General features: G+C 28.0%; 24 protein-coding genes, 1 tRNA gene and 1 pseudogene. 18 read left to right on the top strand and 8 right to left on the bottom strand.

Annotated features, from left to right (window positions below; translation table 11 throughout):
- Positions 1–26 precede the first annotated feature (26 nt).
- The 4 genes from QZ306_RS07545 (at position 27) to QZ306_RS07530 (ending at position 3,526) form a co-directional block, all read left to right on the top strand.
- Complete coding sequence (locus QZ306_RS07545; RefSeq protein ID WP_295162684.1) at positions 27–473, top strand: flagellar FliJ family protein; 447 nt, start codon at positions 27–29, stop codon at positions 471–473.
- 22 nt (positions 474–495) lie between these two features.
- Positions 496–1,227 carry a lytic transglycosylase domain-containing protein gene (locus tag QZ306_RS07540; protein WP_295162681.1) on the top strand — a complete coding sequence of 244 codons (732 nt, stop codon included), beginning with the start codon at positions 496–498 and terminating at the stop codon, positions 1,225–1,227.
- Positions 1,228–1,300: 73 nt separating this feature from the next.
- Positions 1,301–1,373, top strand: a tRNA-Thr gene (locus QZ306_RS07535).
- A gap of 50 nt (positions 1,374–1,423) precedes the next feature.
- Positions 1,424–3,526: a 6-bladed beta-propeller gene (locus tag QZ306_RS07530; protein WP_295162679.1), complete on the top strand. Its 2,103-nt coding sequence runs from the start codon at positions 1,424–1,426 to the stop codon at positions 3,524–3,526.
- Positions 3,527–3,694: 168 nt separating this feature from the next.
- Here QZ306_RS07530 and QZ306_RS07525 read toward each other — a convergent pair whose 3' ends face one another.
- From QZ306_RS07525 to QZ306_RS07515, 3 genes are all read right to left on the bottom strand, one after another.
- A complete protein-coding gene (locus QZ306_RS07525) occupies positions 3,695–5,638 on the bottom strand; it encodes a ribonuclease R family protein (RefSeq protein WP_295162677.1) in 1,944 nt (647 codons plus the stop codon).
- A gap of 179 nt (positions 5,639–5,817) precedes the next feature.
- A complete protein-coding gene (locus QZ306_RS07520; protein WP_295162719.1) occupies positions 5,818–6,663 on the bottom strand; it encodes a prephenate dehydrogenase in 846 nt (281 codons plus the stop codon).
- 25 nt (positions 6,664–6,688) lie between these two features.
- Positions 6,689–7,786, bottom strand: coding sequence for an NYN domain-containing protein (locus tag QZ306_RS07515; RefSeq protein WP_295162675.1), 1,098 nt, complete (start codon positions 7,784–7,786; stop codon positions 6,689–6,691).
- Positions 7,787–8,012: 226 nt separating this feature from the next.
- Between QZ306_RS07515 and QZ306_RS07510 the strand changes: the two genes are divergently transcribed.
- The 8 genes from QZ306_RS07510 to QZ306_RS07475 all read left to right on the top strand — a co-directional run bounded on the left by QZ306_RS07510 (position 8,013) and on the right by QZ306_RS07475 (position 12,774).
- Positions 8,013–8,531 carry a cupin domain-containing protein gene (locus QZ306_RS07510; protein WP_295162674.1) on the top strand — a complete coding sequence of 173 codons (519 nt, stop codon included), beginning with the start codon at positions 8,013–8,015 and terminating at the stop codon, positions 8,529–8,531.
- A gap of 22 nt (positions 8,532–8,553) precedes the next feature.
- Complete coding sequence (locus QZ306_RS07505; RefSeq protein WP_295162672.1) at positions 8,554–8,979, top strand: cyclophilin-like fold protein; 426 nt, start codon at positions 8,554–8,556, stop codon at positions 8,977–8,979.
- A gap of 19 nt (positions 8,980–8,998) precedes the next feature.
- On the top strand, positions 8,999–9,844 hold the full coding sequence (locus tag QZ306_RS07500; RefSeq protein ID WP_295162671.1) for a carboxymuconolactone decarboxylase family protein: 846 nt from the start codon (positions 8,999–9,001) through the stop codon (positions 9,842–9,844).
- 164 nt (positions 9,845–10,008) lie between these two features.
- Positions 10,009–10,557, top strand: coding sequence for a flavodoxin (locus tag QZ306_RS07495; RefSeq protein ID WP_295162669.1), 549 nt, complete (start codon positions 10,009–10,011; stop codon positions 10,555–10,557).
- A gap of 95 nt (positions 10,558–10,652) precedes the next feature.
- Positions 10,653–10,856 carry a cyclophilin-like fold protein gene (locus tag QZ306_RS07490; protein ID WP_295162667.1) on the top strand — a complete coding sequence of 68 codons (204 nt, stop codon included), beginning with the start codon at positions 10,653–10,655 and terminating at the stop codon, positions 10,854–10,856.
- Between the two features lie 31 nt (positions 10,857–10,887).
- On the top strand, positions 10,888–11,436 hold the full coding sequence (locus QZ306_RS07485) for a flavodoxin (protein WP_295162666.1): 549 nt from the start codon (positions 10,888–10,890) through the stop codon (positions 11,434–11,436).
- A 124-nt stretch (positions 11,437–11,560) separates the two neighbouring features.
- Positions 11,561–12,205: a DUF4405 domain-containing protein gene (locus tag QZ306_RS07480; protein WP_295162664.1), complete on the top strand. Its 645-nt coding sequence runs from the start codon at positions 11,561–11,563 to the stop codon at positions 12,203–12,205.
- A gap of 71 nt (positions 12,206–12,276) precedes the next feature.
- Entirely contained in the window at positions 12,277–12,774 is a 498-nt protein-coding gene (locus QZ306_RS07475; protein ID WP_295162662.1) for an NAD(P)H-dependent oxidoreductase, read from the top strand.
- A 58-nt stretch (positions 12,775–12,832) separates the two neighbouring features.
- Here QZ306_RS07475 and QZ306_RS10660 read toward each other — a convergent pair.
- The 5 genes and pseudogenes from QZ306_RS10660 to QZ306_RS07455 form a co-directional block, all read right to left on the bottom strand.
- Positions 12,833–13,079 (bottom strand): annotated as a pseudogene (locus QZ306_RS10660) (NAD(P)H-dependent oxidoreductase); the annotation flags it as partial.
- 125 nt (positions 13,080–13,204) lie between these two features.
- Positions 13,205–14,131 (bottom strand): aldo/keto reductase, encoded by a 927-nt coding sequence (locus QZ306_RS07470; protein ID WP_295162660.1) that lies wholly within the window; start codon positions 14,129–14,131, stop codon positions 13,205–13,207.
- Between the two features lie 85 nt (positions 14,132–14,216).
- Positions 14,217–15,062 (bottom strand): aldo/keto reductase, encoded by an 846-nt coding sequence (locus tag QZ306_RS07465; RefSeq protein WP_295162658.1) that lies wholly within the window; start codon positions 15,060–15,062, stop codon positions 14,217–14,219.
- Positions 15,063–15,147: 85 nt separating this feature from the next.
- Positions 15,148–15,510, bottom strand: a complete 363-nt coding sequence (locus tag QZ306_RS07460) for a cyclophilin-like fold protein (RefSeq protein WP_295162657.1) — start codon at positions 15,508–15,510, stop codon at positions 15,148–15,150.
- A 94-nt stretch (positions 15,511–15,604) separates the two neighbouring features.
- Positions 15,605–15,994 carry a MerR family transcriptional regulator gene (locus tag QZ306_RS07455; RefSeq protein WP_295162655.1) on the bottom strand — a complete coding sequence of 130 codons (390 nt, stop codon included), beginning with the start codon at positions 15,992–15,994 and terminating at the stop codon, positions 15,605–15,607.
- A gap of 338 nt (positions 15,995–16,332) precedes the next feature.
- On the opposite strand from QZ306_RS07455, the gene QZ306_RS07450 reads away from it, so the two are divergent.
- The 6 genes from QZ306_RS07450 to mgtE all read left to right on the top strand — a co-directional run bounded on the left by QZ306_RS07450 (position 16,333) and on the right by mgtE (position 21,824).
- Complete coding sequence (locus QZ306_RS07450) at positions 16,333–17,001, top strand: ankyrin repeat domain-containing protein (RefSeq protein WP_295162653.1); 669 nt, start codon at positions 16,333–16,335, stop codon at positions 16,999–17,001.
- A gap of 45 nt (positions 17,002–17,046) precedes the next feature.
- Positions 17,047–17,670, top strand: a complete 624-nt coding sequence (locus QZ306_RS07445) for an SIS domain-containing protein (RefSeq protein WP_295162652.1) — start codon at positions 17,047–17,049, stop codon at positions 17,668–17,670.
- Positions 17,671–17,754: 84 nt separating this feature from the next.
- Positions 17,755–18,792 carry a glycosyltransferase family 9 protein gene (locus tag QZ306_RS07440; RefSeq protein WP_295162650.1) on the top strand — a complete coding sequence of 346 codons (1,038 nt, stop codon included), beginning with the start codon at positions 17,755–17,757 and terminating at the stop codon, positions 18,790–18,792.
- A gap of 116 nt (positions 18,793–18,908) precedes the next feature.
- The gene (locus tag QZ306_RS07435; RefSeq protein ID WP_295162648.1) at positions 18,909–19,670 is read left to right on the top strand and encodes an MBL fold metallo-hydrolase; all 762 of its coding nucleotides are present in this window, start codon (positions 18,909–18,911) and stop codon (positions 19,668–19,670) included.
- A 77-nt stretch (positions 19,671–19,747) separates the two neighbouring features.
- Entirely contained in the window at positions 19,748–20,416 is a 669-nt protein-coding gene (locus QZ306_RS07430; protein WP_295162647.1) for a hypothetical protein, read from the top strand.
- A gap of 49 nt (positions 20,417–20,465) precedes the next feature.
- A complete protein-coding gene (gene mgtE, locus QZ306_RS07425) occupies positions 20,466–21,824 on the top strand; it encodes a magnesium transporter (protein WP_295162645.1) in 1,359 nt (452 codons plus the stop codon).
- Positions 21,825–21,939 lie beyond the last annotated feature (115 nt).

The following is a 21,939-nucleotide window of genomic DNA, read 5'->3' as shown; positions in this document are numbered from 1 at the left end:
ATTAAAATTATTGTATGGTAATATTTATGAAGAGATTTAGTTTTAATTTGGAGCCTTTATATAAACTTAGAAAAAATATAGAAAAACAAAGACAGGCTGAAGTGGCTGAAGTTTCTGCCGAATATAATAAAGAAAGAGACGGAAAAGATAATTGCTTATTAAAAATAGATGACGGAATAAGATATGTAGACGGCATAGAAAATAATGAAGATATGCTTTCAATGAGTATTTATTTGGGAGAATATATAAATGCATTAAATGCTCAAGTAGCTATACATGAAAATAATATGTCTGAAATAGGCATAGAGCTTAGAAAGAGGCAGGAAATTTTACAAGAAGCTTCAAGACAAAGAAGAGCTGTTGAGATTTTAAAAGAAAAGAAATTATTGGAATATAAGAAATTAATAAATAAAGAAGAACAGGCTGAATTAGATGAATGGAAGAAAGATTATGCTTCAGTTAATACATATTAATAATATTTAAGAGGTTATATTTATGATAGAATCTGTACAAAGAATAAAATCCAGAATAAGCGAGATTCAGGAAACTTTTAATAAATTAGGATTTGCTCCTGTTAATGCTTCATTTCCTTCAAAGCCTTTTTCAGAACATTTGAATGAGGCTATTGCAGAGAATAAATCGCTTGATATTAATGAAGCTGGTAATTCAAAAGATTCGGTTATTAATGATACTAATAAAAAATTCAATAATGGTAAAATTATTAATAGTGATCCTTCTTCCGATTCATTCAAAGGAAAAATATCTTTAGGAGTTTATGAGGAAAATACAAATAATTTTGCTAAGGCTGTTAATGCATATAAGAAATCTTCAGCTGAAAGTTTTCCCTCTAAGTATGATGATATAATTAAAGAAGCTGCTGAAAAATATTCTTTGCCCGAGAATTTGATTAAGGCTGTTATAAAACAGGAATCAAATTATATGCCAAATGCGGTCAGTCATAAAGGAGCTATTGGATTGATGCAGATAATGTCTCAGACTGGCGCCGATTTGGGAGTAAAAGATAAAGAGATGCTTAAAGATCCTTATACTAATATCATGGCGGGAAGCCGATATTTATCTCAGATGCTTAACAGATATAACGGAAGATTAGATTTATCTTTGTCGGCTTATAATGCAGGACCTGGTTTGGTTGATAAATTGCAGAGAATTCCTAATATTGAAGAGACAAAAAATTATGTTAAAAATATTATAGGGTATATAAAGTAGGGTTAACATAATAAAATATTTATATGTTTGCTTGACTTTTTTATTCTGTAATTTTATAATATTTTACAAAATTGCCCGCTTAGCTCAGAAGGTAGAGCATCACCATGGTAAGGTGAGGGTCATCGGTTCAATCCCGATAGCGGGCTTTTGTCATTATTATAAAGAAAAAATATCAAAAACTATATAAAGAGGATTTATGAGAATAAAACTTCTAGCGGTTATAGTGTTATTTTTAACGGCTGTACCGTTTTCATACACTTTCAATAAAACTCCGTATTATGTAAACACAGAAACTTATGACTCCTACAGAGAACTGTTAAGGGGTGTTCATTATTATAATCAGGAACGTTATGATGCTTCTATTGCCAGTTTCAGAAACTCTCTTAATACAAATCCTACCGATAAGTTTATAAGATATTGGTACAGCAAGTCTTTATATAAAGCGGGATATATGTCTTTGGCTATTAATGAATGGCTCAATATTGCAAGAATGGGATATGAAGATCCTATAATACTTTCAAAAATTAACAAGTATGATTCGGTTAGTTCTAAAGAAGATAAAAAAGATATATTCAGTAATTTTATATATTTAAAGGCTTTTTCTACAAATGCTAATTTTTTGAAAAATATAAATCAGCCTATACAAATAAAAGTTATGTCTGACGGAAATTTATATGTATTAGACTACAGCGATTCTTCGCTTAAGAAATTTGATATAAACGGAAATTTAATCAGCACAATTTCATATGGAAAAAGACTTGATGTTGTTCAGACAAGCTGGTGGAGAAAACTTTTTCAGTTTGCAGCTAAAGTTTATCCTTATGAGAGGCTTGAAAATCCGAGAGGATTTGATATTGACATGAACGGAAATATATATATAGCAAATACTAAAAAAGATAAAATATTAAAATACGATTCTAATCATAATTATATTACAAATATAGGCGTTTCAGGCGTAGATAATGGTCAGCTTATAGGACCTTCGTCTGTGGCGGCTGATAGAGACGGAAATTTATATGTTTCCGATTCGGGTAATAACAGAATTGCAGTATTTGATATTGACGGAAATTTTTTATATACATTTGGAAAGCTTGGAGAAAATAACGGAGAGTTCTTTTCGCCTGCAGGAATATCGGTTAATGACAGTTATATATATGTTGCTGATATGGGAAATAAAAGAGTGCAGCAATTTGATTTAAGCGGAAATTATATTAAAACTATAAGTCATAATTTATTTAATGAGCCTAGAGGAATATCATTTTCCAAAGACGGAAATATTTATATAGCTGACGGAAGTAAAGTTTTTTATTATGATGTAGATACTGATTCTTTTACAATATTTAATAATTCGGAAAGATATACAGTTACTCCAACTTCGGTATCGGAAGCAGATAACGGCGATATATATCTTACGGATTTTATATCTGGAAGAGTAGATGTTTATATAAGAAAAGAAGAGTATTATGCTAATTTAGATGTGTTTGTGGACAGAGAATATTTAAATAGATTTCCTTTAGTTGTGGCTTCCGTTACCGTTAGGGACAGACTTGCAAATCCTGTAGCGGGACTTACTGCCGATAATTTTTTTGTCAGAGAAAATTCAAGTGTTGATTATAAAGTTGGTTTTTATGATGCTCCTCAATTGCATGAATACAGATTCATATATCTTATAGAAGACAGCGCCGCCGCTAAGCCTTATGAAAATAGAATGAAAGAGGAGATTAGCAACTTTACTATGAAATTAACTAATAATGATGAGGTTTTAGTTATTCATTATAATGATCATGTTTATAAAGCTTCCGATTATGATGCCAGAAATTTAAGAATACTTGAAAATGCAAATAACTTCAGATTTACAGGCGGAATATCATCTTTAGATGACGCTTTTTATGATGCTATAAGACTTGCAGGAAACAGTTTCAAGAAAACAGCTATTATACATTTTTCTGTAAGCAGCCCCGATGACAGAGTATTTGATATGATGAATTTTAATGATATCGCAAGTTTTGCTGAAAACAATGCCGTATCTATTAATCAGGTTTATATCGGAGCAAATAAATCTAATTATTTCTTAGATTTGATTACTAAAAACACCTATGGATATACCGTAAATGCCGATTTATCTATAGACTATTCAGCCGAACTTAATAGAATTAAAAATATTAATTTCGGAAGATACTTTATATATTATAACAGTTTCAGAAATTTATCTCAGTCGGGACAATTCAGGGCTCTTAATGTCAGAGTTCAATACAGGGATATGTACGGCGAAGAAGAAGCAGGTTATGTTATACCATAATAAAATTTATAATAAACAAAAAGGCTTTTCATACTGATATGAGAAGCTTTTTTTATTGCATTTATTATTATATTACTAAGTACTGAGTAATATATATTTTATAATTATAATATAAATAAAAAGGCTTCCTTTATTGAATTAAGAAAGCCTTTTATTATTGATTAAATATTATCTTCTCTTTTTAGATTTTTTTCTTTCTTTTTTGTCTTTTGAGATTCTCTTTTTATTTTTATGCGGTTTAGATTTTTTTGAATATACTTCTTTTTTATTTTTCTTCTTTTTTAAAAAATCTCTTCCGTCTATTATATCCCTATTGTTAAATGCATTATCGAATTCATCTGCAGGTATGAAATCAATAAATAATTCTTTAACATCAACTTTATAAACCGTTATTTTTATTCTGTCTCCTAATGTGTACCATTTGGCATCTTCTTCGCTGTATGCCGCCTGTTCATTTTCATCATAATGATAATGCGACTTTAAAGCGGCATATCTTATTAAGCCTTCTATTCCTCTGTCTTCTATCTCAACGAATATTCCGAAATTTGTAACTCCGCTTATTATTCCGTTATATTCGTTTCCAACTTTGTCTTTCATAAATCTTGCAGCCTTTACTTTTGCTAAGCTTCTTTCGCATTCAATTGCCGTTCTTTCTGTTTGCGAGCAATGTTTTGCAGAGTTTGTATAAAATTGCAAAACAGATGGTTTTAAATTATTTATTCCCTCTAATGAAAGTTTTAAGAGCCTATGTGTAAGCAGGTCTGTATATCTTCTTATAGGAGATGTAAAGTGAGTATAATATTCAAAACCAAGTCCGAAATGTCCTATATTATGAATGTCATATACGGCTTGCTTCATTGATCTGAGCAGCAGTGTAAGAAGTAATTTTTCGTCAGGTTTTCCCATTATGGATTCTATAAATGAATGAAAATCTAAATTGCCTTCAGAATCTTTTGCAATTCTGTATCCTCTGTTAAATGCTATTTTTATAAAAGTGTCTAGCTTTTCCTTATCAGGACTGTCATGCACTCTGTAAATAGAGCCTTTTATATTTTTTAATCTTTTAGCCGCTTCGCAGTTTGCAAGAAGCATAAATTCTTCTATTATTTTATGGGTTTCTTTTCTTTCTCCTATAAAAAAGTCTTTAGGGTTTCCGCCTTTATCTAATATTATCTGTGTTTCATTAAGATTAAACTCTATGCTTCCGTTTTCTATTCTTTTTTGAAGAAGTATTTTTTTTACATCATCTGCATTTGTTAATAATTCTCTAAGCCAATCTTCGTCTTGTTCTATGCCGTCTAAAATATCCTCTGCATAATCATAAGTTAATCTTCTGCTTGACTTTATAACGCTTTTATGAAAACTACTTTCTTTTACATTTCCTTTATTGTCTATTATAATAAATACCGTCATTGTAAATCTGCTTACATTCTCATTAAGAGAACATATACCGTTTGAAAGTTCATGCGGAAGCATAGGATAAACAGTATCTATAAGATATATGCTGTTTCCTCTCTTTCTTGCCTCTATGTCTAATGCGCTTCCAATAGCCACAAAATGGCTTACATCTGCAATATGTACTCCTAATTTATATCCATCATTTAATTTTTCTACGCTTATAGCATCATCAAAGTCTTTTGAATCCGATCCGTCAATTGTTACGGTTCTTATATCTCTTAAATCTATTCTGTCAAATTCAAGTTCTGCATTTTCTATGCTGTCAGGCAAAAGTTTAGCTTCATACAAACATTTTTTTGAAAACTCTACAGGTGCATTATATGATTTTGCTATTATCTCGGCATCCTTTTTAGCATTGTTAATATCTATTTTTATCTGAGGCTTTTGCTTTTTTGTTTCATTTTTTTTATTTTTAGAGATACTTGTTTCTTTTTCAGATGATTTTTTTAATTCTTTATCTAAATATATTTTTCCTTCATTTGTAAGTTTCAGAGTATTAGATTTTTTTATTACAAGACCCATTGAAACAGATTTCTGAAGCATCTTTTCAAATCTAAGCTTATCTTTTTTATTTTCTATATATTTATTTTTATAAACTGAAATATCAAGTTCTTTTTCTCTATTAATTCTTTTTAACAGCTTTATTATTTTCATGTTTTTTATGCTTACCTATACTTAATTTATTTTTTTATTATAGTTGCTTCATTATAGCAATATTATATATAATGTCAAATGATAATGATTTTTTACATATTATTATGTTTATGGTTCTATATTTAAAGAAAGCGTTCATTTTATATGCCTCTTTTTCTGAGGCATATAATTAATCTTAATTAAAGCTTAATTTTATTCCACTCTTTTTTTTTATTATTAGAGCTGTTCATCAGATTCTTTAATACATTTACATTTTTGTCTTTTAATGCTTTTTGAAAATCATGCATACATTTTATATATTTTTCAAGGCTTATATATAAATATTCATTATTATATAAAAAAAGTTCGCTCCACATATCGGCATCTATTGTGCCCACTCTTGTATGATCTATCAAACTGTTTCCTTCAAAACCTGCAGAAGATAAAAAACTATCATGATTGACAATACTGCATGCTATTATATGCATAAGCTGACTTGTGAATGCTATCATTTCATCATGTTTTTGCGCCGTTGCCATAGTTATTTTTGAGCAGCCTATATCATAAGCTAATTTTTTTATTATTTCTATATCATTTTTATCAGCATTTTCATTATTTATTATAACGGCATTAGAATTTCTAAATAGGGTTTCTGAAGAATTAATATATCCTCCCTTTTCTTTTCCTGTCATAGTATGAATGCCTATATATTTTTTTTCTTTTGTATTATTGAAAATATCCGTTTTTACTCCGCAGAAATCCGATAGTATTTTATTATTATCTATTAAATGCTTGTATTTATTTATAATATCTATTGCTATGGAAGGAATAGTGCATATCATAATAATATCTGATATATTTATGCATTCTTCTATATTATCATAATTATAATAACCTTTTTCTATATATTTATCTTTCAAAGCGGCTTCTATATTCTCTTTATTTGTATCCAGAGCATATATATTATAATTTTGACTGCTTGCTTTCAGAGCTTTAATTAAAGACCCTCCCATTAATCCCATTCCAATAACCGTTATAACAATCATATTTTTATTTCCTTTTTTAATATTATTATTCATTAGATATATTTTCCAGTATTTCTAATACGCTGTTTTTATTTTTCATAATAAAACTATTGCCTTTATTATTTAATTCAATAGGAAGTTCTTTTTTTAAAAGATAATCGATAAACTTGCCAGGTTTTTTAAATTTTGTGTTTTTTACTGCACTTGAATTATTTCCTATTTTAAATTTTTTATTGATTTCATTCATAGTATTAGATAATGGTATGATAAAGTTTTCTTCATAGCCGCATAGTATTTCTTTAAATGATAATATGAAATTTTTTTCGCTTATTTCAGATTTATTTAATCCTAAAATTTCAGACATAATACTTTTAAATTTATTAATGTCATTTATATAAATATTATCATTATAAATTTTTGTTTCTATTTCATTGTTATTTAAAAATTTAATAACATTTTTAATTTTTTTGAACTGAGTTTGCTCTACAGCATTTTTTCCTTTTTCAAGATTAAAGTCTTCATCTATTTTGCTTAAAATATCGGAAATAGATATTTTTAAAGCTTCAGTATTTTCTCCTGCATTATAAGATTCTAATACTCTGTTATAAAAGAAATTTAAAAATTCATTCTTATTTATAGAGTTTTCTTTTTTTATTTCTTTTTCCTGCTTGTCGGCAGTTTTATAATCCTCTATTTTAAATATATGACTGCAGGAGTTTTTAAATATATCTCTTTTAGTATTGTTGAATATTGTAACTACAGCTGTTATTGCTCCATACCGTTTTAATTTGTCCATAATAATGCTGTAATCAACATCTCTTGTTACAAATACAGCAATATCTATTTTTTTATATATTATAAAATCTTCAAAAGCGTCTATTGATGATTTCATATCAGACATATTTTTAGCTTTATTTATAGGCACAGAATAAATGATATCAGTATGCAAATCTCTTAATTTTTTAGAATATTTTTTTATGGATTTTGCATCCCCATAAGCTTTTTTTACCGAATAAAATATTTCTTTATCCTTTAGATTATTTTTATAAAATGAAAATATATTATTAATCATTGATTCAAAATTGACTTCATAGCTTAAATGAGATATATTTTCTAAATCTATATAGATTCCTATTCTTTTCATATCATAATGCCGCCGATGATATATTATTTATAAAATATTGTATAGAAAAAACTAAAAAATACAATATATATAAATTAATAAATCTGAAAATGAATTTAACGGCATAACTTCAAAGCAGGATTAATAAATCAAAATAAAAAAATTATATTTTTACTATTGACATTGGAGTTAGCTCTAATGATATAATTAAAAACAATTTTTAAGCAAATACAAAAAAGGAGAAAAAATGAGAAGTATTTTATTAATATTATCCATTTTGATTATTTCTATTACAGCATTATCATGCAGTTCAAAATCAGGAAATAATTCTTATGTTTATCCTGCTTCGCCTTCAAATACCGTTTTAATTAGAAACGGCGAAGGAAATAAATCAACAGGTTCATCAGATTATTTTACAGGATCTGTTGAAGTTGAAAGCATAATATCAGCAAATGAAACTTCAAAATTCAGCGTAGCTTATGTAACCTTTCAGGCAGGTGCAAGAAGCGCATGGCATACTCACCCTTTAGGACAGCATTTAATAGTATTGGAAGGAATAGGGCTTACTCAGGAAGAAGGAAAGCCTATACAGGAGTTCAGGGCAGGCGATATTTTATATTGTCCTAAAAATATAAAACATTGGCATGGTGCTTCTTATGATTCTTATATGAAGCATATTGCTATAACAGGAGATTCTAATGGTAATAATGTTACTTGGCTTGAACATGTTACAGATGAAGAATATTACAGCTATACAAATCAATAATAAAAAATAGGATAATTAATTTATGAAAAATATTATTACAGTTTTTATATTATTTATTATATTTACGATGAATGCTTTTACTCAAAACACAAGGATAAAATTAACTTTTAACAGAAATGAGATTTATGCTTTAATAAATGATTCAAAAGCGGGAAATGATTTTTTATCACTTCTTCCTTTAAATATTAAAGCGGAAGATTATAACAGCACAGAAAAAATATTTTATTTAAGTAAAAAACTAAATACTCAAAATGAACCAGATGGAATAAATCCTAAAGCAGGAGATATAACTTATTATGCTCCTTGGGGTAATATAGCGATTTTTTATAAAAACTTCAGATACTCAAATAACTTAATATATTTAGGAAAATTTGAAAATGCTTCTGATGTATCAAAAATATCTGATATAAAAGGAGATTTCAATATGACTATAGAGCTTGCAGAATAATATTAAAAGGAGACATAAAATGATAAAATATATTAAAAACTTTATTATGATAGCATGCAGTATTTTTGTATTTTCATGCGCAGACGGCTATAAGAATATTCAAAACAAAGGAGTAAATTTAAATATGACGGAAAAAGCAAAAAATAAATATAATGACTTATTAAAGCGGGATGCATCTGTAACTAAAGCAGATGATACAGACTTAGAAAATATATTGAATAATTTTCTATACGGCGAAGTTTATAATCATGGTTCTTTAGATCCTAAATTAAGAGAATTAGTAAGCTTAGTTTCTTTAACAGCTTCTTATGGCACTGATATGATAAAAAATCATGTAGAAACAGCTTTGAATGTAGGAGTTAGTCCTATTGAAATAAAAGAGGCGCTATATCAATGTGCTCCTTATGTGGGATTTCCAAGAGTTTTTGCTGCATTAGAAGAAGCTAATAAGGTATTCAAAGAAAGAAATATATCTCTTCCTGTAGAGTCTCAATCTACTGTTACAGAAGAAACCAGATTTTATAAAGGATTGGAAGTACAAACTAATACTTTCGGACAAAGAATATTAGATGCCCATAATAATGCACCTCTAAATCAAAAGCATATTCAGAACTTTTTATCGGCTAATTGCTTCGGGGATTTTTATACAAGAAACGGACTTAATATGCAGGTTAGAGAGCTTTTAACTTTCATAATGATAATATCTTTAGGCGGTGCAGAACCTCAGGCTGCTGCCCATGCTAATGCAAATATAGCAGTAGGAAATGATAAAAATATGCTTATAGAAGCTGTAACGCAATGCATACCTTATATAGGATATCCTAGAACTTTAAATGCTCTAGCTGTAATTAACTCTATACAATAAAAAATTATGAGCTTGTGAATGATTTATCATTCACAAAAAAATAAGCGAACAATTTTTTATAATATAAATAAGTAAGTAATAAAAAATTACGAGCCTCTGTTAAATTTATTTAATAGAGTATATAAGCGAGTAATTTTTTATAATATAAATAGGAGAAATTAAAAATGGAAAAAATATTAATATTCTTATTTGCATCAATAACATTGATGATTGGAAGTTTAAATGCCCAGACTTCTTCAAAAACTTTAATAGTATATTTTTCTTGGGGCGGAAATACTAAAAAAGCCGCCGACATAATAAAAAATATGACTCAGGCTGATATATTTGAAATAAAAACCTCTGAAAGCTATCCTAGTTCTTATAATGATACTTTAAATAAAGCAAGAACCGAGTTGAATAATAATATTCTGCCGAATCTTAGCACTGATATAAATAATTTAGCAAATTATGATACTATTATATTATGCTATCCTAATTGGTGGGGTACAATTCCTCAGGCTGTAAAGCAATTATTATTAACTCATAACTTCAGCGGTAAAAAAATAGCTCCTTTATGCACACATGGAGGAGGCGGACTTGGAAGAAGCATCAGAGATATAACTTCATTATGCAAAGACTCTAATATACTGGAAAGTTTAAGCTTATCAGGAGGAAGAGTTTCAGGCTCTGAGAACAATATAAAAAATTGGCTTCAAAATACGGGTATATTGTAAGTTTATGCATAGTATAAAAATAAAAAATTATTAAAGGATTATTTTTAATATGAAAAAAATATTAATATATGTATTATTATTGACTTCGTCTTTTTTTGAAATTAAAGGACAAAAATGTAAAAAATACAGGATATGAAGTCGGAGATATAATATATTATCCTCCGAGAAAAAGCTTTGTAATAATGTATAAGCAAAACAGCGAGAGATTTTATATGCAGAAAATAGGCAGAGTAATTTCAGGCATAGAGATTTTTGAATCCATAGGAGATACAAAAGTAAGCTTTGAAATTGCAAATTAAAATAAGTATATGATAAGGAATATATATATAAATGAAAAAAATAACAAAAATATTTTTATTAACTTATATTCTTTCAGGCTTTTTATTCTTTCAGAGTTTAAATGCCAAAACTTTAATAGTATATTTTTTTTGGGGCGGAAATACAAAAAGAGCTGCAGATATGATTAAGCATTTTACGAATGCAGATATATTTGAAATAAAAAGGCTTGAAGAATATCCTAAAACTTACAGTGATTTAGTTGCTGAGTATAGAGAAGAATTAAAAAGAGATAGTCTTCCAAAACTGAGTTCTAATATTAATAATTTAGAAAGCTATGATACTGTTATACTATGCTATCCTCTTTGGGGAAACACTATCCCGATAGCAGTAAAGCAGTTATTATCTACTCATAATTTCAGCGGTAAAAAAATAGCTCCTTTATGCACGCATGGAGGAGGCGGATTAGGTATAAGTATAGATGATATAGCTTCATTATCTCCCAATTATATAATGCTTGAAGGTTTAGGTATATACGGTTCAAGAGTAAATGGTTCTGAAAATAATATAAAAAGCTGGCTTGAAAAAATAAATATTTTATAAATAAAATTTTAAATTATGAGAATACATAGAAGTAAAAAAACAAAAAATAAAGTTTTGTATTAGAAAATCAGATTATCAAAATTACTGAATTATTTAATTATATAAAAAAGGAGAAAACTCATATATGAAAAAAATAATAAAAATACTTGTAGATATAATAATGACTGTACTTTTTTTCATTTTAATGGCGTATCATTTTACAGGCGATGCTATGCATGAATATTTGGGTTTTCTGCTTTTTATATTTTTTATACTTCATCATATACTTAATTTTAATTGGTATAAAAATCTGCCTAAAGGAAAATACAATTTTAACAGAGCTTTAAATACATTTATCAATACTATGCTTTTTTTATGTATGGCAGGTCTTATGATAAGCGGAATATTATTTTCTCAAAGAGTATTAGGTTTTCTTAATATTCATAACAGCGGAGCATTTACAAGAAGACTTCATATAATTTCTTCTTCTTGGGCTTTTATATTTATGTCTGCTCATATCGGAATGCATTGGGGAATGTTTATAAATATGAGTAAAAAATTTATTAATATTAAAAAACCAATATCTATAATAACAGCTTTATTAATTTCATTATACGGAATAATTTCATTTATAAAAAGAGGCTTATATAATAAAATATTTTTGATGACAGAGTTTTCTTTTTTTAATTATGAAGAGCCTATAATATTATTCTTTACTGATTATATATCTGTAATGGGACTATTTATATTTATGAGCTATTATCTTCAGAGACTAAACTCTAAATTGTAAGTAAAACTTGACTAATTTTTAATTGAATGATATACTGCATGCTAAAATAAATAATACAGGAGACTATATTGATGAAAATATTAGTAGTTTTTTCGCACACATATTGGAATGATTCAGAGGTTAACAGAAAGCTTATAGAATCCGTAAAAGATTTTGATAATGTAAAGATTCATAATTTAAATGAAATTTATAAAGATGGTAAAATAACAAAAGAAAATATAAAAGAGGAGATAGAATTATTAAAAGAAGCCGATAAGATTATTTTCCAGTTTCCATTGTTTTGGTTTTCTACTCCAAGCTTATTAAAAGAGTGGGAAGATTGCGTTTTGGGATATTTATATCATAGCAGCGAAAAGAAATGTTTAGAGAATAAGACATTTCAGATTATTACCACTGCGGGAGGAGAAAAATCTCTTTACGATTCTCTTGAGTATGATATGAATGCGTTTCTTTCTCCTATTACTTTAAGCTTTAAAGATTTCGGATTAAAGGTAGAAAAAACTTATTGCATATACGGAGCCTCTCTCGATAAATTAGATATAGGCGAATATCAGAAATGTTTTAAATAAGATATAATTAATTAATTAATTTACATATGCGCTGTAGATATATTTACAGTGCTTATTTATTATTTAAAAATGTATTTAGAGGAGGAGGTATAGTATTGTGCCAATTTGGGCTTCCTATAAATACAGCATCATAGCTATCTATACTTGCTATATTATTTTTTAGTTTCGGCTTATGATTACTGTTTATATCTCTTTTAGCTTCATCTTAATACTTTATTATAATTTGATGAATACGGTTTTTCAGGCTCTGCATTAAAAAAGTCTGTTTCAGCATTTTGAAATTCATCTTTTAAAACTTTTCCTATAAGATCAGCGGCTTTTTTAGTATTTGATGAATGAGATTAATACTTTCATTTTTGCTCCTATTACTCCTAATAAAAATTGTACGCTTATATTTTAATTACTGCTGATTTACAGCTAAAAATTTTTTTTAATACCAGTCATGTTTTTCATTGCGGTTTAATTTTGCTATTTTTTGCATATCATCATCACTCAATTTAAAATTGTATATCTCCGTATTTTCAATTATATGTTCTCTGTTGCTTGAACCTGGTATTACAATTACTTCTCTTTGCAAATTCCATCTCAATATTATTTGAGCAACTGATTTATTATATTTTTGAGCAATATCTTTTAATACTCTGTCATTTAAAAGCTCTCTTTGATAGCCTCTTCCTCCTAAAGGATACCAGCCTTCAACCGCTATGCCTAAGCTTTGAATATAGTCAATAACTTCAGTATCCTGATAGTACGGGTGTATTTCATTTTGCACTAATGCTGGCATAATCTCTATCTGCGTTAAAAATTTTTTCAGTTCTTTTATATACCAATTAGATAATCCTATTGAACGGATTTTTCCTTCTTTAACAGCTTTCTCCATAGCCTTATATGCCTTTACATCATTATTGCCAGGGTGATGAAGAAGCATTAAATCAATATATTCTACATCTAATTTTTTTAATGCTTCATTTATAGCATTTTCTGCATTATTGTATTGATTAGGATATAGTTTTGTAGTGATAAATATATCTTTTCTATCAACTTTAGAATCTTTTACGGCTTTTCCTATTTCTTCTTCATTGCGGTATATATAAGCTGTATCAATTAATCTTATACCATTTTGCAATGCAAATAGTATGGAATTATAGCAAACTTCATTAAGCAAACTATATGTTCCTATTCCATTTAAAGGTATTTCATATCCGCTGTTCAATTTTACAGTTTTAGTATTAAAATTAAAAAATACTTTGCTGCTATTCTCCATATTAATATTTGCCTCCGCTTTTTTATTTAATAAAAATACCGATATAAAATCAATAACAGAAATAAATAATAAACCCAAAAATATTTTTTTCATTATTTTTCCTTTTTCATTAATTTGCATACCTTATTAAAATACTTATCATTTTAAATTAAAAAATAAATATATAATTATAAAAATATTAAATTTTATAACTGCATAAATACTTTACCGTTTCAATATCGGTATGAGATAGAAATAAACTTTGTTTATTATCCAGCTTAGAAATTTCTTTCATATCATCATTATCCAATTCAAAATCAAATACATTGATATTTTCTATAATCCTTTCTTTATGAACGCTTTTAGGTATAACAACAATATCTCTTTTTATAAGCCAATTCAGTATAATCTGTGCTGCAGTTTTACTATGCTTTTTTGCTATTTTTACCAAAGTTTCATTAGTAAATATGTTGTTTCTGCCTTCTGCAAAAGGTCCCCAAGACTGTATTTGAATATTATGCTCTTTCATAAATTTATTGTCCTCTTCTCTTTGGAAAAATGGATGAGTTTCTATCTGATTTATCATAGGAGCTATTTTATTATGCATAATTAAATCTAATAATCTGTCAGGATAAAAATTGCATACTCCTATGGCTTTTATTTTATTTTCATTATATAAATCTTCCATAGCTCTCCAAGAACCATAATAATTTCCGAAAGGCTGATGTATCAAATATAAATCTAAATAGTCCAAGCCTAATTTATTCATTGATATTTCAAAAGCCTTTTTAGTGTTTTCATATCCAGAATCTGATATCCATAATTTTGTTGTAATAAATAGTTCTTTTCTGTCAATTTTACTTTCTTTTATTGCATCTCCGACAGCTTTTTCATTAAAATATGCAGATGCCGTATCAATTAATCTGTATCCTGCCTCAATGGCATTTAATACTGATTTTTTGCATTCCTCATAATCAGGTATTTGATATACTCCGAAACCTAATATTGGCATTTCTAAGCCGTTGTTTAATTTTACTTTTTTCATTTCTGCTCCTATTGCTCTTAATAAAAATTGTACGCTTATAATTCTCTGTCAAGTAAACTTGCCAGAAGTCAATAATTTTTATTTTTTAATTTATGCTGAAAGTTATTTCAATGTCCCTGCTTGCAGGAACTTCTTTTAGTCTTTCTATATTTTCTATATATCCCAGTCTTGTATAATTATAGGAAGTTCTGAAGCTTTCATAAAATAATACTATGCAGTTGCTTCCATACAATAAAAAATCACCAGTTTTTATATTTCCTATATTTTCAGTTTTTGTATTAAGATTTTTATTTAAATTATAATATTTTTCATTTCCATTTAAATCATTCATATATATAGTCATAGGAAGCATATATAAAAAATCTTTTGCCGTTTGATTATCATATAATATTAATTTATATTCTTTGTCTTTTATTTTTAATTTTACAGAAATATTTAAAATATTCATATATGAGGCATTATTTCCGTAAATATATCTGCATGCCGTAATGAAAAAATTAATAAGCTGAAAAAATATTTTTTTATTTTCATAATATCAACGCTCAATTATTTTTAGTTTTAAGCATATCTTTTTCATATATCAGCATTTTATTTTCATAATTTTCTATTTTTTTATTTAATTTATCTATAGCATATTGAAAATTATTTAATTTTTCCTGCATTTTATCTCTTTGACTTATTAATAGCTGCTTTCTGGCTTCTAAGGCAGAATCTCCTTTGTTGTATAATTTAATATATTCTATTATAGCTTCTATAGATAAACCCGCATTTCTCATACATTTAGAAAACTCTATCCAGCCTAAATCATAATCCGTATAATTTCTTATTCCGTTTCGGCTTCTTTGCACTTCGGGTATTATTCCTATTTTCTCATAATATCTTAATGTGTCATTTGACAGTCCCGTTTTTTTACTTACTTCCGATATTGTCATAAAAATACTTCCTCCTTATTTTGCTTAATTATAGCATTAGAGTACGCTCCAATGTCAATAGCAGTTTATTTAAAAATAATAATTTTTTATTATTGCTAATAAAAATTGTTCGCTCTAAGGCTCTGTCAAGTGAACTTGCCAGACGCTCACAATTTTTATATTTGTCTTTCTGATATTTAAAAATTATAATTATTAATAAAATATATCAAATATTTATGTATTATAAATATCTATAATTAAAAAGTATAATAATTTTATATTTTATTTTTATAAAAAATTTTTTACAAATATAGTTTTTATCTTATTTATATATGTATAATATAGGAAATAGGTTATTTATGAAAAGTTTAATTTATACTATTTTTATTGTTGCATTATTTTTTAATGTATCTTATTCTTTAACTGATAATGAAGCTAAATTTTTAAAGTCATGCGAGGAAGGCGAGTATGAAGATGTGGTTTCATTTATTAATAAAAATGTTAATGTCAATGCTGTTTCAGAGGACGGAGTTACGGGACTTATGCTTGCTTCTCATCATGGATACAGCGCTATTGTAAGACTTCTTGTTAATTCAAATGCCGATGTTAACATATATGATAAAATGGGGTATACGGCATTAACGATGGCTGCTTCGGGCGGATATAATGATATAGTTAAAATATTATTAAAAAGCGGTGCTGATGTAAATGCCTCAAACAGTTACGGAGAAACCGCTTTGCATATATCTTCATATAGATTGTATTATGATATTCTTCAGACTTTAATTGATTATAAAGTAAATATTAATGCGGCTAATAATGACGGATATAATGCCTTAATAATGCTTTTTATGTCCGCAGATAAAAGCGAAAATATGATTCCAATTGCAAAACTTTTATGTGATAATGGAATTGATATTAATTCAAGGGATAATAAAGGAAGAACTGCTCTTGCCTATGTAAAAGAAAATTATAAAAAAGCTGATACTTTAATATCATTTCTGAACGAATACGGCGCTGTGGAATAATAAAAGTTTTTTATGAAAATTATCTTTAAAGGAGAATTATAAACTGTGAAAGAATTGATTAACAGATTTCCTAAATTAGAAGTAGTAAAGAAAGAGATTGAAAAAGTTATAAATGAAACTATAAATACCTATGAAAGGGGAAATAAAGTTTTAATAGCGGGAAACGGAGGAAGCGCCTGCGACAGCGAGCATATAGCAGGCGAACTTTTAAAAAGTTTTTTAAAAAAACGTCCTATAAATGAAAATATAAGAAAAGAGCTTTTAAAAATTGAAGATGGTAAATATATAGCCGATAATTTGGAATCTCCATTAAGAGCCGTTGCTTTAACATCTCATCTGGGACTTTCAAGCGCATATCTTAACGATAAAGAACCTTATTTGGTATTTGCTCAGCAGTTATTGGGTTTCGGTGACAGAGGAGATATTTTCTTTGCAATAAGCACATCTGGAAACGCTAAGAATATTATTTATGCCGCTAAACTTGCTAAAGCTATGGGTATAAAAATTGTCTCTTTTACTAATCAAAACGGAGGAAAGCTTGCAGAGATGGCGGATATTGCAGTTAAAGCTCCTGCTGAAGAGACATATATAACTCAGGAGTATCATGAGGCAGTATATCATGAGATTTGCATAAGAGTTGAGGAGCATTTTTTTAAGGAAAATAGATAATATTAATATGCTGTGCATCATTTTTTATTGATAATTATAAAAAATATATATATTATTTTAAGTTATTATTAATAGGCGTATATAATGAAAATACTTTTAATAAAACAGACCTCTCTCGGCGATGTGCTTCATATCACTCCCGTTATAAGGGCTTTAAAAAAATGGAGGCCTGAATGCATTATAGATATTGTTACAGATAAAAGAGCTTTAGGTATATTGGAAAATAATCCTTATATAAATAAATTGTATGTTATAGATATATATAAATACGAAAGAGAAATATTTAAATCTCCTTCATTATTTTTTTCTACAATAAAAGAATTTTTTTCTCATATAAAAGAGGTTAGAAAAGAGTATTATGATATAGCAATGGATCTGCAGGGACTTGAAAGGAGCATCATATTTTTATATTTATGTCATGCAAAAGAAAAATATGCAAAGGGCAAATGGCTTGGCATTAAGAGTAATTATTATAAGGATATAAATGCCGTAGCAGGATTAATATCTTTTTTAAAATTTATTAATTGTCCTGATGACGGAACGGATTTAGATTATTTTTTACCTGAAACTATAGAAGACGATTTCAGAAAAAAAACAGATTATATAAAGCATAATATTAATAGAGATTTCCGCATAGAAGAAGAATATATAGTTTTTTCTCCCTTTTCAAGATGGGATACAAAAGATTTATCAGTAGGCAAGTCAAGAGAAATAATTAAAGAGATACATAAATTAAAAGATATGCAGATTATAATTTCGGCTGTTTCCGATTATGATAAAGAATGTATGGAAATATCCGAAGGATTTGAAAATGTTTTAAATACTTCAGGGCTTTTTAATTTAACGGAGTTGGCATATTTAATAAAAAATTCTATAGGAATGATTACAGTTGACTCTTTTCCTATGCATACGGGATGCGCTTTTCATAAACCTCTTATAGCAATATTCGGACCTACAAGCGAAATTCGTGTTGGACCTTTGACGGATAATTCTGAAATTATAAGAGTTGAAAATTTGTACTGCGCAAGATGCTATAAGAGAAAGAATTGCCCCAATAGCCATAAATGCATAGAAGATATAAATGCAGAACTTTTGGCTGAGAGATTCATAAAAAAAATATAATATTAATTTTTTAATAATTAAAAAATTATATTCTTAAATATATATAAGTATTATATTGATATTAAACTTATAAAATATATAATAAATATATATCCATATTTGAGGAGGTATATAAAATGAAGATAACTTTTTTAGGCACAGGTACTTCCGACGGTGTTCCGATGATAGGATGCAGATGTAAAGTATGCGTAAGCAAGGATAAGAGAGATAAAAGGACACGCTCTTCAGTATTGATAAATCATAATAGTAAAAATTATGTAGTAGATACTTCGGCTGATTTCAGACAGCAAATGCTGAGAGAAAAAGCCTGCAGTATAGAATCTGTATTTTATACGCATGCCCATGCCGATCATAGTTCAGGCATAGTGGATTTAAGATCATTAAATTTTATAATGCATAAGCCTGTAAACTGCTACGGCAATAAATATACTATGGATAATTTAAGAGATAAATATGATTATTTTTTCAATCCCGTTCAAATAGGAGGTGGGCTTCCTCAGGTTATTTTTCATTATATTGAAAATGAAATGATATTTGATGATATGAAAGTTATTCCCATTCCCGTAGAACATGGTATGCTTCATATATTGGGATATAGATTTAATAATTTTACATATATAACCGATGCGAGCTTCATAAGCAAAGAGAGCTTAAAACTTTTGGAGGGAACTGAAATTCTAGTTTTGAATGCTTTGAGATACAGACCTCATTATACGCATTTATCTTTGCAGGAGTCTGTAAATATAGCGGACAGACTTTCAGTAAAAAAAGCTTATTTTACGCATATGACGCATGATGTTTTGCATAGACATTTAGAAAGAGAATTGCCTTCCAATATGTATCCTGCTTATGACGGACTTACTATAGAGATTAATTAAATATAAATCATATAAATATTTGACATTATATTATTTTTTTATATCATAATATTAAAATATTTTTAAGCGGGAAGAATATGAAAAAAATTACAGCGTCATTATTTTTTGCGGCATTTTTCAGTTTCGGTTTATATGCTCAGCATGGAGGAGGAGCCGCATTGTTTGTTCCTCTTACAGGAAGCTTCTCATTTTCTGATATAAGAGGCTTAGAAGGAAATAAATTAAATATATTAAAAAACGGAAGTTCTTTTGATTTCGGTGTGCTGCTTCAGCCAGGTTATTTTTATGATTTCGGAGGATTGCTGGGATTTGATGTATTAGCCGATATAGGCTATTACAGAAGTTCTTACAGATATATAAATACTCAGGATAAAAAAGCAGTTTCTTATATATTTGATACTTTAAATACAGGAGCCATTTTTAGAGTGACATTTTTAGTGCTATCTTTAGGCTTAGGTGCGGGAGTAAAAATACCTTTAGCGGCTAATATTCAAGACGGTGATAATAATTCTAAATTAAACAGTGAAGAGATAAAAAGATCATTTGAAAAGGCTGTTATACCATATTTAAAGTTTACCATAGATTTTAAATATAATTTAAGCAGTTTTGCCGCCGCCGCATTAGGATTATATTTTAACTATGATTTTGCTATGAATTATAAAACGCCTTATTATTCAAGATACGGTATACACTCTTTTGATTTAGGTGTTCAATTAGGCGTTTATTTAGCGGGCAGCAGATATTAGTAAAAAATAAATTTTTGATATTGATAACGAAATATAAACGGAGCTGAATATGCTTAAAGAACTTTTGCAGCCTGAAATTGAGGATTTGATAGAAGAAAAAGAATGGGAGTCGCTTAGGGATATACTTCCTTTGTGGCAGGAAGTTGAAACAGCCGATTTGATTACCTCATTAAAAAATGAGGATAAATGTAAAGTTTTTAGTATACTTCCTAAAGAATATTATTTCAATGTGTTTCCAGAACTCATTCCTATAGATCAGCAGAGAATAATAGAGAATATGTCTGAAGATGATGTCAAAGAGATTTTAGAGAATATGAATCCTGATGACAGAACATACTTTTTAGAATCTATTCCTGAAGACATGTCATCAAATATACTGAAGCTTTTAGATAGAGAGGATAGAGAAATAGCTTCATGGCTTTTGGCATATCCTGAAGGAAGTATAGGTCGCTTGATGACGCCCGAGTATATAAGCATAAAACCCGATTGGACGGTTGGAGAAGCTTTTGAGTATATAAGAAGCAATATGGAAAAATCCGAAACCTATACCACCGTATATGTTATAGATGCAAGAAGAACATTAATAGGGTCTATTGGATTAAGAAAATTATTCTTTACTGATAAAAATACTCTTATATCGAGTCTAACAAATAATTGTCCTTATATATCTGTTTATGAAGAGCAGGAAAACGCTATAGAAGTTATAAAAAAATATAATCTGCATTCTCTTGCAGTTGTAGATGACAGACATTGCATGATTGGTATTGTTACAGTTGATGATATACTTGATATTGCAGAAGAAGAGTATACAGATGATTTTCATAAAATGGCAGGCATAACTTCAAGCGGTATTCAGTTTGATGATAATTTAAAAATTACGCCTATATTAACGCTTTATAAGCAGAGAATACTATGGCTTTTGATACTTGTATTTATTAATATATTTTCAGGCGGAGTTATAAGCATATTTCAAAATACGCTTCAGAAAAATATAGTATTAGTAGTATTTTTGCCTTTGCTTATAGGAAGCGGAGGCAATGCGGGAAGTCAGTCAGCCACTTTGGTTATAAGATCATTTGCTATAGGAGATGTAGCATTAAAAGATTGGTTTTATATGCTTTCAAAAGAGGTTTGCGTATCCTTTATATTAGGATTGAGTATGGCTGCTGGAGTTTATATATTGGGTGTAATACGCGGAGGATTTGATATAGCTGCTATAGTTGCAGTATCTATGTTCAGCATAGTATTTATAGGAAGTATTATAGGTCTTTGTCTTCCTTTTATTTTAACTAAATTTAATATAGATCCTGCTATTAGCGGTGCTCCTATGCTTACATCTGTATGCGATATAGTAGGCACCGCTTTATATTGCTCTATAGCTACAATAGCTTTTATAATACTTCAGTAATTACTATAAATAATTTTATTTAAATAATATTTTTATTATTTATATTTTTTTTAAATATTGTTAAATTATTATAAACTGCATAGCCTGAAATTATTAAATATGCAAAAATATATTT

Origin of the sequence: uncultured Brachyspira sp., from assembly GCF_910588665.1 — a bacterium.
Classification (GTDB): domain Bacteria; phylum Spirochaetota; class Brachyspiria; order Brachyspirales; family Brachyspiraceae; genus Brachyspira.
The sequence above is the reverse complement of the archived record's forward strand: the minus strand, read 5'-3'. Positions and strand labels throughout refer to the sequence as shown.

Bases quoted from the DNA above. Each gene is read 5' to 3' on its own strand.
- QZ306_RS07545 (WP_295162684.1), top strand. From the start codon at position 27: ATGAAGAGATTTAGTTTTAATTTGGAGCCTTTATATAAACTTAGAAAA.
- QZ306_RS07540 (WP_295162681.1), top strand. From the start codon at position 496: ATGATAGAATCTGTACAAAGAATAAAATCCAGAATAAGCGAGATTCAG.
- QZ306_RS07530 (WP_295162679.1), top strand. From the start codon at position 1,424: ATGAGAATAAAACTTCTAGCGGTTATAGTGTTATTTTTAACGGCTGTA.
- QZ306_RS07525 (WP_295162677.1), bottom strand. From the start codon at position 5,638: ATGAAAATAATAAAGCTGTTAAAAAGAATTAATAGAGAAAAAGAACTT.
- QZ306_RS07520 (WP_295162719.1), bottom strand. From the start codon at position 6,663: ATGATTGTTATAACGGTTATTGGAATGGGATTAATGGGAGGGTCTTTA.
- QZ306_RS07515 (WP_295162675.1), bottom strand. From the start codon at position 7,786: ATGAAAAGAATAGGAATCTATATAGATTTAGAAAATATATCTCATTTA.
- QZ306_RS07510 (WP_295162674.1), top strand. From the start codon at position 8,013: ATGAGAAGTATTTTATTAATATTATCCATTTTGATTATTTCTATTACA.
- QZ306_RS07505 (WP_295162672.1), top strand. From the start codon at position 8,554: ATGAAAAATATTATTACAGTTTTTATATTATTTATTATATTTACGATG.
- QZ306_RS07500 (WP_295162671.1), top strand. From the start codon at position 8,999: ATGATAAAATATATTAAAAACTTTATTATGATAGCATGCAGTATTTTT.
- QZ306_RS07495 (WP_295162669.1), top strand. From the start codon at position 10,009: ATGGAAAAAATATTAATATTCTTATTTGCATCAATAACATTGATGATT.
- QZ306_RS07485 (WP_295162666.1), top strand. From the start codon at position 10,888: ATGAAAAAAATAACAAAAATATTTTTATTAACTTATATTCTTTCAGGC.
- QZ306_RS07480 (WP_295162664.1), top strand. From the start codon at position 11,561: ATGAAAAAAATAATAAAAATACTTGTAGATATAATAATGACTGTACTT.
- QZ306_RS07475 (WP_295162662.1), top strand. From the start codon at position 12,277: ATGAAAATATTAGTAGTTTTTTCGCACACATATTGGAATGATTCAGAG.
- QZ306_RS07470 (WP_295162660.1), bottom strand. From the start codon at position 14,131: ATGAAAAAAATATTTTTGGGTTTATTATTTATTTCTGTTATTGATTTT.
- QZ306_RS07465 (WP_295162658.1), bottom strand. From the start codon at position 15,062: ATGAAAAAAGTAAAATTAAACAACGGCTTAGAAATGCCAATATTAGGT.
- QZ306_RS07460 (WP_295162657.1), bottom strand. From the start codon at position 15,510: ATGAATATTTTAAATATTTCTGTAAAATTAAAAATAAAAGACAAAGAA.
- QZ306_RS07455 (WP_295162655.1), bottom strand. From the start codon at position 15,994: ATGACAATATCGGAAGTAAGTAAAAAAACGGGACTGTCAAATGACACA.
- QZ306_RS07450 (WP_295162653.1), top strand. From the start codon at position 16,333: ATGAAAAGTTTAATTTATACTATTTTTATTGTTGCATTATTTTTTAAT.
- QZ306_RS07440 (WP_295162650.1), top strand. From the start codon at position 17,755: ATGAAAATACTTTTAATAAAACAGACCTCTCTCGGCGATGTGCTTCAT.
- QZ306_RS07435 (WP_295162648.1), top strand. From the start codon at position 18,909: ATGAAGATAACTTTTTTAGGCACAGGTACTTCCGACGGTGTTCCGATG.
- QZ306_RS07430 (WP_295162647.1), top strand. From the start codon at position 19,748: ATGAAAAAAATTACAGCGTCATTATTTTTTGCGGCATTTTTCAGTTTC.
- mgtE (WP_295162645.1), top strand. From the start codon at position 20,466: ATGCTTAAAGAACTTTTGCAGCCTGAAATTGAGGATTTGATAGAAGAA.